The organism is Paraburkholderia sp. UCT70 (genome assembly GCF_050434085.1).
In the GTDB taxonomy this organism is placed as follows: domain Bacteria; phylum Pseudomonadota; class Gammaproteobacteria; order Burkholderiales; family Burkholderiaceae; genus Paraburkholderia; species Paraburkholderia tuberum.
Genome location: NZ_JBNPVZ010000002.1, coordinates 3,269,050 through 3,282,357, shown reverse-complemented (window position 1 = coordinate 3,282,357; position 13,308 = coordinate 3,269,050). Strand labels below are relative to the sequence as shown.

At 59.9% G+C, this 13,308-nt stretch carries 8 protein-coding genes and 1 pseudogene; 2 read left to right on the top strand and 7 right to left on the bottom strand.

The features are described 5' to 3' along the window. Positions 1-331 precede the first annotated feature (331 nt). Both OKW41_RS17445 and OKW41_RS17440 read left to right on the top strand, forming a co-directional pair. Entirely contained in the window at positions 332-1,567 is a 1,236-nt protein-coding gene (locus OKW41_RS17445; protein ID WP_429573433.1) for an ABC transporter substrate-binding protein, read from the top strand. After that, the gene (locus OKW41_RS17440) at positions 1,564-4,512 is read left to right on the top strand and encodes a bifunctional diguanylate cyclase/phosphodiesterase (RefSeq protein WP_429573291.1); all 2,949 of its coding nucleotides are present in this window, start codon (positions 1,564-1,566) and stop codon (positions 4,510-4,512) included. Before OKW41_RS17445 ends, OKW41_RS17440 begins: the two co-directional genes overlap by 4 nt. A 1,201-nt stretch (positions 4,513-5,713) precedes the next feature. Here OKW41_RS17440 and OKW41_RS17435 read toward each other — a convergent pair. From OKW41_RS17435 to OKW41_RS17405, 7 genes and pseudogenes are all read right to left on the bottom strand, one after another. Continuing rightward, on the bottom strand, positions 5,714-7,258 hold the full coding sequence (locus tag OKW41_RS17435; protein ID WP_429573290.1) for an alkaline phosphatase family protein: 1,545 nt from the start codon (positions 7,256-7,258) through the stop codon (positions 5,714-5,716). A gap of 152 nt (positions 7,259-7,410) precedes the next feature. Continuing rightward, on the bottom strand, positions 7,411-8,103 hold the full coding sequence (locus OKW41_RS17430; protein WP_429573432.1) for a hypothetical protein: 693 nt from the start codon (positions 8,101-8,103) through the stop codon (positions 7,411-7,413). Next, positions 8,103-8,586: pseudogene (locus OKW41_RS17425) on the bottom strand (glycoside hydrolase family 108 protein). Before OKW41_RS17425 ends, OKW41_RS17430 begins: the two are co-directional and overlap by 1 nt. Positions 8,587-8,640: 54 nt before the next feature. Further along, positions 8,641-10,116, bottom strand: coding sequence for a tetratricopeptide repeat protein (locus tag OKW41_RS17420; protein ID WP_429573289.1), 1,476 nt, complete (start codon positions 10,114-10,116; stop codon positions 8,641-8,643). A gap of 285 nt (positions 10,117-10,401) precedes the next feature. Beyond that, complete coding sequence (locus OKW41_RS17415) at positions 10,402-11,265, bottom strand: ABC transporter permease (protein WP_429444293.1); 864 nt, start codon at positions 11,263-11,265, stop codon at positions 10,402-10,404. A gap of 16 nt (positions 11,266-11,281) precedes the next feature. Continuing rightward, positions 11,282-12,076 (bottom strand): ABC transporter ATP-binding protein, encoded by a 795-nt coding sequence (locus OKW41_RS17410; RefSeq protein ID WP_026226392.1) that lies wholly within the window; start codon positions 12,074-12,076, stop codon positions 11,282-11,284. Positions 12,077-12,115: 39 nt separating this feature from the next. Beyond that, positions 12,116-13,135: an ABC transporter substrate-binding protein gene (locus OKW41_RS17405; protein ID WP_018423693.1), complete on the bottom strand. Its 1,020-nt coding sequence runs from the start codon at positions 13,133-13,135 to the stop codon at positions 12,116-12,118. Positions 13,136-13,308: the final 173 nt, after the last annotated feature.

Below are 13,308 nucleotides of genomic sequence, written 5' to 3'. Positions count from 1 at the left end.
AGAGCTCCAAGCAGTCCTGTTTTATATGCATTCCGGTGCCGATCGATAGGCGTCGTCGATGACAAAAGATTGGCCGGCAGCGAGAAAGATTTGTGATGAAATGCGCAGCGGCATGCCGGGCTTCGTCACAACTTACCGCTGCAGGGACGCCGCCATGGTTATGCAAGTGATTCGACCGCGATGAAAGTTTCACCGGTTTGCCATCGAATGCGCCCATAGCCTCTGCCGAGGGCCGCCCAATCCATGCCGAACCTGAAAAAGTGAACCCCACGTGCGACAAACCGAGTTTGGCTCCTTGCTGTCGGTCCTGGCCTGTTTCATTCTTTTCTCGTTGTGCGGTTGCCATCAGCGAGACCACGATTCTTCGAGCACGAGCGGACCGGCCAGTACCACCATCACCGCCTTGGTCTGGGCTCCTGACTGGCCGGAGGAAATGCTTCAGATTGCTGCCGAATTCAGCAAGCTGAATCCGGACATACACGTGGATGTGCAGTTCATGATTGGCAATTCGGTGGAAGAAAATATCAAGCCGCGGATCGCCTCCGGCAACTTGCCCGATCTGGTGAGTATCAACCCGAATGCCTACGCGGCCGACCTGGCCGATCAAGGGCTCCTCGCCGACGTTAGCAAGACATCCGCCTGGAACAACATGCTCGATCCTCTCAAAAAGGACTGGACCAGTCGCCAATCCAGGCACTTTGGAATAGCGGGGGGAATGGCTACGACTTTGATCTATTACAACCAGGACATGTTTGCGAAGGCGGGGATCAGGGAACTGCCGACCAATTTCAACGAATTTCTGGCGGTTTGCGAAGAGCTCAAACGTGCGGGCTATACGCCAATAATGTGGAACGGCGGCTTCCCAAATATGCTCGGCAACGGCCCCTTCAGTTCAGGCTTTGCTAACAATGTGGTTGCGCGCGAGCCAGACTGGAAGGACAAAATCAGCGATGGCACGCTGGATTTGAACACCCCCCAGGTAGCGGATATTTTCGCCAGGATCAGGCTGATGCCGGAACGGGGTTTCGTACAGGAATCGTTCACGACAACTGGCTACGATGATGGCATACGGCTATTCAAGGAGGGCAAAGTCGCGATGGCTTTTCACGGTAGCTGGGCAGCCGGTCTGTTGCTGCACGGCAATCCGTTTGAAGTTGGCGTGCTCATCCCGCCTTGGAACGCGCCAGGCGAGCAGGTGGTGCCCGTGATCGGCAGCGAAACCGGGTTTGCGGTGTCGGAAACGCCCAACAAGGCCGCGGCAATGCGTTTTCTCGAGTTCGTCGCTGGGCAGGGGTTTTCCATCCTCCAGACTAAGCGCCAGAACATTTCCCCATTCAAGCAGTTCCCGGGGACGGTGGTGAGCGATCAGAAGATTGTTGACTACACAAACATGGTCAGTCGCTATGCTGTGACCGGCAGCCCGTACTATTCGTTTCTACCCTCCAATTCCATCGAGCGCTTGCATCGATTGATGCAGGATGTGCTGTTCAGGAAAATCACGCCAATGCAGGCTGCAAAACTCCTGGACGAGTCTGTTAAGAATGAAGCGAAGATGCACTACAAATGAGCCCACTGATCGCCTGGCTGCGAAGCGCATTCGCCTACTTCTCGTTGGATCTGCTGCGCCGGGTCGAAATTCGCTACCGGCTGGTAACCGCGTTTATCCTGCTTTCGCTGATACCGATACTTGTCTCCAGCTACATATCGTATGTGGAGTCAACAGCAGAGTTCAAGCAGAAAGCGGAGATATTTTCCAAAGAGGTAGTCAAACAGGTATCCAAAAACATCTCGTTGCGGATGGAGCAGATCGAGACGGAGAGCAGCCTTCTGGTGCTCTCCGATCAGGTTCAAGATGCGCTGACCCGCGTCGCACACGGCAATGAAAAGGAGCAGAGCGAAGCTCGCCAGGATCTGACCCGACTGCTCCTGGAGCACTACGGCGCGGTTGATTTCATCAACCAGAAATATTTGCTCGACAAGGACAACCGGATCACGGACACCCAGGCGTTCGCGCAATTGACGCGGAGTGTGGTGCATCTGGTCCAGCAGGCTCCCGATCGAAATGGCCGGCCTTACTGGGGTAGCTATGACAACGGGGCCGGTCAGCAAGATCTCGGGATGGTGCGCGCCATCATCGGCAAGAGCGACAATCGGCAGATCGGTAATCTGGTTCTAGTGATTCGCCCCGAGTATTTCTCAACGATTTTCAATGACGTCGCCGTGGGCAGTGGAACAGAGATCTATGTACTTGACGCCAGCAGCGACAAGCTGATTGTTCGTGCCGATGGCTCTTCAATGAGCACCGGCGGAAAGGCTGAACCGGGTCTGCTCGAAAGAATCACAAACGCCGATCCGCACGGCGAGCCAAATGGCTTCGTCGACTTCCATGGCAAGAATGGCGGCCGATATCTCGCTGCATACACGGGTATCGCCGGCACAAAATGGTTTGTGGTCAGTACGATCCCGGAGAAGAAGTTGACGGCGGAGGCACAGTCCGTACGCGATCAGATCATACTGGTGGGCATTTCGGGGTTTCTGCTTTCGATCTTCCTCGCCAACTTCATTTCACACAGCATCTCTGTACCGCTCAAAGATCTGGTGCGAAGGATGGACGACACCGGTAGCGATGCGGGCGCAGAGGCGGAGGCATCGGTGGACACGCGCAGTGAGATTGGCGTAAAGGATGAATTGGGCAGATTGGCGCACAGGTTCGAACGAATGAGTGCGGCGATCGGGCAGAAGATCCAGAAGATCAACGAGATCAACGCTTCTTTGGAACAGACGGTCATCGAGCGAACGGCCGAGCTCGTCGCCAAAGAGCAGGAGTCGCGCACGTTGATCGAGAATTCACCTGATACGATCACGCGCTACGACCGGGAGCTGCGCCGCACCTACGCCAATCCGGCTTTCTGTGTCTCGGCGGCCCGCAGCCTTCGCGAATCGCTCGGCAAACGGCCCTCAGAGATACCGGGCGGTGCTAACGCGCTGGCTTACGAGAAGAAGATCAGCGAAACCATTACAACCGGGAAAAGTCGCCAATTCGAACTGAGATGGCTCAGTAAGGACGGACAGGAACAGTGCAGCCATATCAGGCTCACTCCCGAGATCGACGCGTCGGGCGAGGTGAACTCCGTGTTGGCGGTCGGTCGTGATTTGTCGGACCGGATGGCATTCGAGGCAACGATATGGAAACAGGCTAATTACGATGCGCTGACCCATCTCCCGAACCGCCAGATGTTTCATGCCCGTCTCGAGCATGAAGCCGGCGTGTCCCATCGCTCCGGGCGGCCGGTGGCCTTGATGCTGATCGATCTCGACCGCTTCAAGGAGGTCAACGACTCGCTCGGACACGATATGGGCGACATCCTGCTGATCGAGGCCGCGAGGCGCATTACCTCGTGTGTGCGTGAATTCGATACGGTCGCTCGACTTGGCGGTGACGAGTTCACGGTGATTCTGCCCGAGTTGGACGACACCGGGAGCATCGAACAGATCGCGAAGACGATCATCGCCACGCTCGCCCAACCCTTCAAGCTTGGTCCGGACGAGGCTTTCATTTCTGCGAGTGTCGGAGTCACGCTTTACCCTAACGACGGGACAGAACTGGATGTTCTCTTCAAGAATGCCGACCAGGCCATGTACGCGGCCAAAGCCGCGGGGCGCAACTGTTTCCACTACTTTACGCCCGCGTTGCAAGTGGCGGCAGAAAAGCGCCGGCGTCTCACGAGCGATCTACGTACCGCCCTGCAAGCCGAACAGTTCCGTGTTTATTACCAGCCTATCGTCAATCTGGCGACTGGCGAAATTTACAAAGCTGAAGCGCTAATTCGCTGGCTGCACCCTGTGCGCGGCACGATCAGTCCATTGGATTTCATCGCATTGGCCGAAGACACGGGGCTCATCGTTCCGATCGGCGATTGGGTGTTCAAACAGGCCGTGCGTCAGGCGCATCAATGGCGCCGACGATTCCATCCATCGTTTCAGATCAGTGTCAACATTTCACCGGTGCAGATTCGCCAGGACAATCTGGTGTGTATCCAATGGTCGGAATACCTCATTCGGCAAGGCATGCCTAGACAGAGCGTGGCAATTGAAATAACCGAAGGGCTATTACTGGACGCCGAATTGAACGAGAAGTTGCTGAGTTTCCGGGAGGCAGGAATCGGGATTTCGATCGACGACTTCGGGACCGGTTACTCGTCCTTAGCCTATCTGAAGCGCTTCGACATCGATTATCTCAAGATCGACCGTTCATTCGTACAGAACCTCGGCTTCGACGGCGGCAATCAGGCGCTCTGCGAAGCAATGGTCATGCTCGCTCACAAGTTGGGATTGCAGGTTATTGCCGAGGGGGTCGAGACGACGGATCAACGTGATTTTCTCGCCGCCGTGGGTTGTGACTTTGCGCAAGGCTTTTTGTATTCGGAGCCGGTTCCGTCTGATCAATTTGAGGAGCGGGTGTGGCCGACAGCCAGGGAGGCGGCTCACCAGGAGGTGCGCGACGAATCGTGAGCTATCGCCGAACGAGTGTATGCCAGGTATCGAGAAACGAACCCCGGTCACGGTAGTCTCGAACGGTCGAAAACAGTTCGACCTCAGTCCTCCGAGTTTTCGGGAGCAGCCATTGGACAGGCTGCGATCGGACGGGGCGCCAACGGCCGCAAAGGCCGGGCGGAGCAGACAGTCGGAAAAGTCGTTCGGAGGGAGGCACGAGCGATGCGCTGGCGTGGGCGCTACACTCATATCTGTACTCCGACTGCGATGACGATGGAGACGGCGAGGACCCACAGCTCGATGGCGGTGAAGCGGGGGTATCCAAACTTTTTCATCGTATTCCTCTCCTTATGCCCCGCAGCCCGAACTTCATTGGGCATTCCTGGCCGGCCAGTACCTGGCTCTGGCCGTCGTCGATGTGCAACAAATCAACGGCTTGTACCTCAGCCGACGTTGAAACCTCGGCCCGAGGTCGAGGTCGACGCGCCGTACCTGGCCGGGGTCTGCGCCTGTCTACCGGTGGCAGGCGCTTTCCGCCGCTCGCTGACCGCTCGGTAAAAAAAGCCGGCGGAAGCCGGCTTCGAAGGAGGTTCCGTTTTTCCCAGGGGTGGGGAGGTAGGAACCTGAGGAGACTCATTGTGTCAACGCGTTGGCCGGGTGATGTCCTACAACAGTTCACAAGCGTCCAAACTAAGGCCTGCCGATTCGATCCTCGCCTCCTAAATAACAATCGCACCGTCCATGGAACCATGATATGCGGATGGTCCCAAGACGGCCATTCTACGAACGGTTGCCGCAGTCGTACGTGAGCGTCGAGCTCTTATACTCGTGTATATCATCGAGACGATGAAGCGGGCCGGGCGTCGAACAAACATATCGCAGTACAACAAGACGGAGCCGGCCTGCCCGAGCGGCGGGTACTGCGGGGTAGCAGACGTCGGAACGTCCGCGCGAAGGTGCCGACCAACATCCGTAGCTGGCCGATGTCCGCACGATGGCGCTTGTCGCCGGGAATATAGCCGGCGGCGCTGCGCCGCGGCGGTCCCGAACCGAATTTCTCGGTTTCTGTGGCACGATTCGCCGTCGGCTTCACTGATACCGTCACTGCCAATCGGCCACTGCGTTAAGACTATTGAAATCGTCGAAGAAATCCAAGGTCCCCGATTTCACGAACTCTGGCATCCGGCAACGTTCCGCACTACCACCGCTTTGCGGCGTGCTATTTCTCCGAGACCGGATTGACGGACGAGGCCGTTTCTTCCGCATCGTTTCGCGCAATGCCCGGCGTCGCCTCACGGACCGATTGCCGCAAGCGCGTGAACGCCTGGCTCGTGCGTGCATCGCGTTGGTCGCGTGCGTCGTAGAAGTCCTTGCTGAGCCACTGGCCGAGACTCATCATCAGCGAGCCCAACGCGCTCTTAAAGCGCACCCATGCGTTGCCGGTGCGTGCCAGTTGCGCGGCCGCCTCGACCGCCTCGGCGGCGAGCCGATCCAGTTCCGCGTGCAGATAGTCGGCGAAATGATGCAGGCCATGCTGATTGCCATTCGACGATTTGCGCTCCAGTTCGACGTGCTGCGCAATCAGCGATTGATTGGGCACGCGAATAAACGGCGGCGTATCGGTGCGCGCGCCGCCGCCACGTCGAATCGCCACACCGAGGTTCGCGGACGCCTCGGTGCGCTTGCCGAGCGGTGGCATTTGCCACTTGTCGCACAGGTACTTCAGCAGGCTGCAATGATCGAATCGTTCGTTGCACACGCCGGCTTCGCACCACGGTGACACCAGGATGGCGGGAACACGCACGCCGAGTCGTTTGAAATCGAAGCTCGCGGTGTGGTCGTCGGGTGCGAGCACGTCGGCCGGCGGTGATACGTGGTCGTAGAACCCGCCGTGCTCATCGTAGAGGACCACCAGTAACGTGCGCTCCCACAGCGCCTGATTCGAGCGCAGCGCATTGTAGGTATCCGCGATCAGCTTCTCTGCCTTCATGATGTTGTGCGGCGGATGATCGTCGTTCTGCGCTTCGCCGAAGTACTTCGGCTCGATCAGTACGAATTGCGGAAACTGATTGGCGGGTCCCGCTGCGTCCTCGAAGAATTTATCGAAAGAGCGGTAATTCGCGAGGTTTTCCGCGCGTCGCTGGTTCTTCAGCAGCAACGAGGCGGGGAAGTCGTAGAAATAGACGCTCCACGTTTTGCGCGCGGCGTTCAGCCGATCGAAAATCGTGTCCTGATCCTGCTCGGTGTACCAGTGCGGATTGAGCCCGTCGAGTCCCGAAGGCATTTCGATCTCGCCTTTCGACGTACCCGTCAGCGCGAAAAAACGGTTGGGCCACGTCGGCCCCGGTAATGACGAGAACCACCGGTCGCACACGGTGAATTGCGAACCGAGCGTGTGCAGCGCGGGCAGAAAGCCGAGCGGGTAATAGCCCATCACGTCTTGCCGCGCGGCGAGGCTGCTCTTCGGGTAGTCGTTCACGAACGTACGCACGAAACCGCTGTTGTCGGCGGCGATCTGTTCCATCACGGCCTTGTGCTCGTGATTCGGGTCGTGCTTCATCTGCCGCTCGCGCGTTTCACGCGGATAGAAGGTGTGGCCTTGACCATCGGCGTTCGATTTGCCGGCCGCGTTGCGCACGCCGTCCAGTTCGTCGTGCACGGCGTCGAGGCAGCCGAGCATCTGGTCGAACGAGTGATTCTCCATCAACAGTAGCACGACGTGTTCGATCGGATCGTTCTGCGCGTTCTGCTCGACGTCACTCATCTTTTATCGCTCCACTCGGGACGGGATGGACTTTCGCGTTGCCAACTTAGCGCAAAACGCGCGCTGGCGAAAGAGCCCTGCTTTGATACGGACATGCAGGCGACGGTCAATGTACTTCGTCGCGTGCATGATTCGCTTAACGTAGCATCGACTCAACTGCCGCCCGAGAAGATCGGACCTTGTCCGCCCGGCGCGAACGATGGGAAGTGGTCGCCGGACGGCGCGGCCGCCGCCGGTGCGTGCGCTCCCGACTGCGACGCCGGTTCGCGCAACGTCAACGCGCTATCGGCCGTGATCGGCACGCTCGGCTTCGCGAGCAGCTCGGTCTTGCGCATCGAGCCGACCGACGTGCCGAAGTCATAGCCGATGATGCTGATCCACGCGGTTCCCAACGCGCCGACGATCACGTTGACGAGATCCTTGTTGGTACCCGGCAAAGGCTGGAACGCCATCAGCAGCAAAATGCCGAAGAAGCCGGTGGTGACGGCCATCGCGAGCACCTTCGGAACCCAGTCGCGATTGGCGACACCCATCGCGCGTGCATTCGCGGCGTCGCTCGTGGCGATGCGGGCCATGTCGGCGTCGTGCGCGAGGCTCGACTGCGCGGCCGTCACCATCAACTGCTGCAATTGCAGCGAGTTCGCGCTTTCGGCCTGGCGAAGTTTTTCGAGTGCGCCGGGGTCGTTCAACGCGGGTTCCACGAAGGCCGGGTCGCTCGGCGTGCCGAGCGCGTGCGAGATGATCGCGGCGGCAGCGGTCACGCCGAGGCCGACCGGCCCCCCCACGAGCCCGGCGAGAAGCGGGGCGGTGCTGTTGATGTTCGTCGCTACTTTAGACCAGTCCATCATGCTGCTCCCAGGAGAAGATTGGCTGCCATGCGTTCGGTCCAGCCGCGGCTGAAATTCGGCCACGAATGCAGGTTCCGCAGGTACCGCAGACGATACGCGGCGAAGCGCATCACGAACTTCATCGGATCGGCGTTCTTGACCGCATCGAGCGTGTCGGGGCCGAACTTGCCGTCTTCCCTGGCGCCGGACGCTTTCTGCATCCACAGCACGACGAGGCCGCCGTTGTAGTTCGCATCGAAAATCTGGAAAGCCACGCTCGGATCGAGTTCGTCGAGATGCAACGGGTCCCAGTACCTGCGCTTGGCGATCTGATGGGCGGTATCGAGCGGGAGGTCTTTCATCGCGCCGTTATAGCCCTCACTGCGCGCGACGCGCGCTGTCACACCCCACATCGTTTCGCCGCCGGGATCGGCCGGATTGAAACTGTACCCGCCTTCGTTTCCGATCAAGGCATTTGAATGCATCTTCGAAGCTGTCCATCGAACTGTCTCCTGTTCGGCTGTGTTGCCAACTCAAATGGCGAATGCGGGCGGCTCAGGCCGCTCGCATCGCCCGTCCTACGGCGTCGCGTACCGTATCGAGCGATGCCCGAAGCGGGTACGACGTCATGGGATTCGAAACGGGCTTGACGCGCAGGTCAGGCCTCGATGTCCGGGTGTCGGCTTCGTCGGGCGGTGAGTCCGTCGAGAGCGCCAGCTCGCGTTCGCGCGCCGACAACGTGCCGGCGTCGAGCTGCAATGCCTGTGCATACTTGCGCGCGGCCTCGCGCAGGGCGCCTTTGTGTTCCAGCGCGTGGCCCCATTCCACATAGGACGGCGCGAGATCGGGACGCAACGCGACGGCGTGCGACAGCTTGTCGATTGCTTCGTCGTCGTGGCCGGTTTTGACGAGCGCCTCGGCCCAGTCGTGCAGCGTGTCGACGGAGTCGGGGTTCATCTTGGCAGCCTGCCTGAATGCTTCGAGTGCTTCGCGATCGTGCTTCTTCGAATGCAACAGCACGTCGCCGAGCAGTCGCAGGTTTTCAGCGGTGCGCGACTTTTCCTTCGCGCCGGCCCGCAGTTCCTTTAGCGCATCGTCGATGCGGTTCTGCTGTTCGAGCGCAATGCCGAGACTCGCGCGCAGCACCGCCGAGTGCTTGTATTGGGTCAATGCTTCACGGATCTGCTGCTCGGCTTCTGTCGAGCGCTGCTGACTGTCGAGCAACCACGCCTTGCCCGCCACTGCCCATTGGGCTTGCTCGGATGAGGGCAACGCGAGGACTTCGTCATAGATCCCGACGATCTCGCGATAGTCGCATTGCGCGAGTGAGCATTTGGTCTTTTGCACCTGCGTGAACAGATGACTGGCGAGGATGTTAGGTTCGGCGAGGCGCATCGCCGTGATTGCGATGTCGCGCACGAGCTTTTCGAGGTCGCGCCCTTCGAACGGCACCGTGCTTTCGCGGCCGTTGAACGGTCCGTGTTCTATCTGCACGTGCGCGACGTATGAATCCGCGCTGCTATTCGTCTTCGTGATGCCGATGTGCACGGCGACATCGTCGCGTTGGAGCACGCCTTTGATGAAGCGCACCGTCGTCGCATACGACATTTCCTGACCCGGAATCTGGATGTCCTGCTGCGCGTCGTTGCTGGTCATCGTGTCGTGCGGAATCGATTCGGCATCCTGGCCGATTTCCTTCATCGCCGACATGATCCGCTCGGCGAGAAAGTTCGCCGTATAGCCGCGCTCGGTCAGCGTTTGCGGTGTCTCCACCGGCGGTACCAGCAATTGACGCGTAAGCACGCCGCGCACGACGAGGCAGATGGAACCGATCGTCAGTAGGATGAACAACCAGGGCAGGACATACGGCCAGAGGCGTTTCGGTCCGCGACCGATCACGCCGGCGGTGTGCAAGCCGAACAGCACGAATCCGCTCGAATGACGACGATCGCGGCGATTCGCGGTGTTGGCGCGCATGAACGGGCCGCCGTACCCGTTGGTTGACCGGCGTTGACTCTGTGCACTCGACATGACTCACCTCGCTTCGATCCGCGTTCGATGTTGGCAATCGCCTGACTTGCGCGGTGGGTATGCATCGAGCGTGCCATAGCGCATGGAACGGGCTGGCAGCCGGATGTTGGCTTCTGGTGGGGGATTGAAAGAAGAAAGTGTTGCGAGGTGGCCAACGTATTGCGAAAAACAGTTCGCTGGCGGGAGACAGGATGTGCGTTAGCAAATAAAAATGCCGCTCAGTCCACAAGACTGAGCGGCATCGGTGAAGCGAACTACTGTTTGTGGTCTCTGCGCTGCCGTGGCTTAAACCGAACTCGGCCGCCACTTCAACAATCGATTCTCCACCGCGGTCAGCAGGTAGTCGGCGGCAAGCGCGACCACCGCCAGCACAATCATCGCCGCGAACACGCCGGCCGCATTGAACGCGCCCTGCGCGGTGGAGATCAGCAAGCCGATGCCCTGCTTCGAGCCGAGAAACTCGCCGACCACCGCACCGACCAGCGCAAAGCCGAAGCTCACGTGCAGGCTCGCGAGAATCCAGCTGAGCGCCGACGGAATCACGACCGAAGTCGTCACCTGACGGCGCGACGCGCCGAGAATCTGCGCATTCGCGATCATGTAGCGATCCGCTTCGCGCACACCCTGGAACGCGTTGGCGAACACGACGAAAAACACCATCACGACCGCGAGCGCGACTTTCGATGCCATGCCGAGCCCGAGCGCGATCACGAACACCGAGCCGAGCACGACGCGCGGGATCGAGTTGGCGATCTTGATGTAGAGACTGAACACGTCGGAGAGCAGCTTGTTGCGGCCGAGCACGATGCCGCAGAAGATGCCCCCGATCGAACCGATGATGAAGCCGAGCCCCGTTTCCTCGAGCGTGACCCACACCTGCGTGAGCAGCGGTCCTTGCGAGGTACCGTTCACGAACCAGTCGACGATCTGCGCGAAGATCTCGCTCGGCATCGAGAAAAAGAAAGGGTCGATCCACTTCAGGCGCGCGGACAGTTCCCAGCCGCCGAGCACGACCACGAGCAGGAGAATGCGCAGCGAGATCACCAGAACCTGGCGCTGGCGGATCTTCTTCTGCGCAATACGCTCGACGTGAGCGAGCGACGCGGCGTCGATGCCCGAGGGCATCATCTGTTGAGAGGTTGTAGACATGTTTGCCGTTCCTTGATTAACCGATCTGCACTTCTTCGCGCAGGTCATGCCAGATATCGCGCGAAATTTCGATGAAGCGTGAGTCGTAGCGGACCTCCGATGTGACGCGCGGTCGCGGCAGATCGATTTCGTAGACTTTCTTCAGCGTGGCGGGGCGGGCAGTTAGCACGAACACGCGGTCGGCGAGCGCAATCGCTTCTTCGAGGTCGTGCGTGACGAACACGACCGAGCCGGCGCCGCCCCACAATTGCAGCAACTCGTCCTGCATCAATGTGCGCGTCTGCATGTCGAGCGCCGAGAACGGCTCGTCCATCAGCAGGATTTCCGGCTTGTTGATGAAAGTCTGTGCAAGCGCGACGCGCTTGCGCATGCCGCCGGACAGTTGATGCGGATAGTGCTTGCCGAACTTGTCGAGGCCCACGCGGCGCAGCCATTCGTTCGCTTCGTCGTAAGCGGCCGATTTCGAGCGGCCGCGATACAGCGGACCCGCCGCGACGTTGTCGAGCACCGAGCGCCACGGAAACACCGCATCGGCCTGAAACACGAAACCGATGCGCGGATCGATGCCGTCCACCGGCGCGCCCATCACGCGCACTTCGCCGGTGGTTGGCTTCAGCAAGCCGGTGATCATGCTGAGCGTGGTGGACTTGCCGCAGCCGGTCGGGCCGACCACCGCGACGAATTCGCCGCGTGCCACCGACATGCTGAAGTCGCGCAGCGCGATCGTGGCCTTGCCGTCCGGGGAAATGAAACGGCACGACACTTTGCGCATTTCGATCGCTGGCGTCTCGCGTGACATAGGTTGATTCATCGGCGGGTGCCTCGCAGTTCTGTGAATATGAAAGAAGCGTTACTTCGACGCGGTCTTGACCGGCGCCGACACGTAGTCGTTGGTGTAGGTCTTGGCGAGATCGATATGCTTGCCCTTCACCGACGGATTGAATGCTGACAGCACCTTCAGCACCGTATCCGGGCCGTCGGCGGGCATCTTGCCGTCCTTCGTGAACATCGGCAGCGACGCCTTCAGCGCGTTCACGTACAGGTCCTTGTTGTTGCCGTAGTAGTCTTTCGGCATCTGCGCGGCGATGTCCTCGGCGCTATGCGTCGCGATGTAGTTCAGCGTCTTCGCGAACGCATGCGAGAGCTTCGCGGCCTCGTCCTTGTGCGCTTCGGCCCACGCGCGCTGCACGTAGAAACTCGAAGCGGGGTAGGTGCCGCCGAGCGCGGCGCGGGTGCCGTCCACGTTGCGCATGTCGACCAGAACCTTCGCGTCGCCGGTCTTCAGCAGTTGCGAGACGGTCGGCTCGGTGGTCATGCCGGCGTCGATGCGGCCTTGCTTGACGGCGGCGATGAAGCTGTTGTCCGCGCCGACCGGCAACATCGTGTATTGCGTCGACGGCACGCCCGCGCGCTGCGCGAGGTACTGCGTGAGGAAGCTGGTCGACGAACCGAGGCCGGTCACGCCGAGCGTCTTGCCTTTGACGTCGGCCATGCTCTTCAGCGAATCGGCCGCCTTCGTCGAGACCATTTCTACTTCGCCCGGCACTTGCCCGAAGACGACGAGCGCCTGCACTTCCTTGCCCTTGCTCTGCAGGTCTATCGTATGATCGTAGAAGCCGACCACGCCTTGCACCGCGCCCGCGAGCAGTTCGTTCTCCGCATCGACACCGGCCGGCTGCGACAGGATCTCGACGTCGAGGCCTTCGTCCTTGAAGTAACCGAGCTGCTCGGTGAGCTTGGCCGGCAGATAGATGATCTTGGTGGCGCCGCCGACCATGATCGTGATCTTCTCGGCGTGAGCGGCGGCCGAAGCGGCGGCAAGGGCGAACGCAACTCCTGATACAGCGGCAATCTGGCGCAAGGTACGCATGAAGCAGTCTCCTTAGGTGGGTCGCCGCGACCGTGGTGCGCGGCGCTTTTCTGGGTCAATGGGGGTGATTATAGAAACGCTAAACCTTCTGCCAGCTTTCGGGGTTTGGCGCAAAACATGGGTGTTAACCCGAAAATGCGCCGAAATTGCGCGCGGATCGGCACTGCGCTCGT

Excerpts from the sequence above, each read along its gene's own strand:
- OKW41_RS17440 (WP_429573291.1), top strand. The coding sequence starts at position 1,564 with ATGAGCCCACTGATCGCCTGGCTGCGAAGCGCATTCGCCTACTTCTCG.
- OKW41_RS17435 (WP_429573290.1), bottom strand. The coding sequence starts at position 7,258 with ATGAGTGACGTCGAGCAGAACGCGCAGAACGATCCGATCGAACACGTC.
- OKW41_RS17430 (WP_429573432.1), bottom strand. The coding sequence starts at position 8,103 with ATGGACTGGTCTAAAGTAGCGACGAACATCAACAGCACCGCCCCGCTT.
- OKW41_RS17420 (WP_429573289.1), bottom strand. The coding sequence starts at position 10,116 with ATGTCGAGTGCACAGAGTCAACGCCGGTCAACCAACGGGTACGGCGGC.
- OKW41_RS17415 (WP_429444293.1), bottom strand. The coding sequence starts at position 11,265 with ATGTCTACAACCTCTCAACAGATGATGCCCTCGGGCATCGACGCCGCG.
- OKW41_RS17410 (WP_026226392.1), bottom strand. The coding sequence starts at position 12,076 with ATGAATCAACCTATGTCACGCGAGACGCCAGCGATCGAAATGCGCAAA.
- OKW41_RS17405 (WP_018423693.1), bottom strand. The coding sequence starts at position 13,135 with ATGCGTACCTTGCGCCAGATTGCCGCTGTATCAGGAGTTGCGTTCGCC.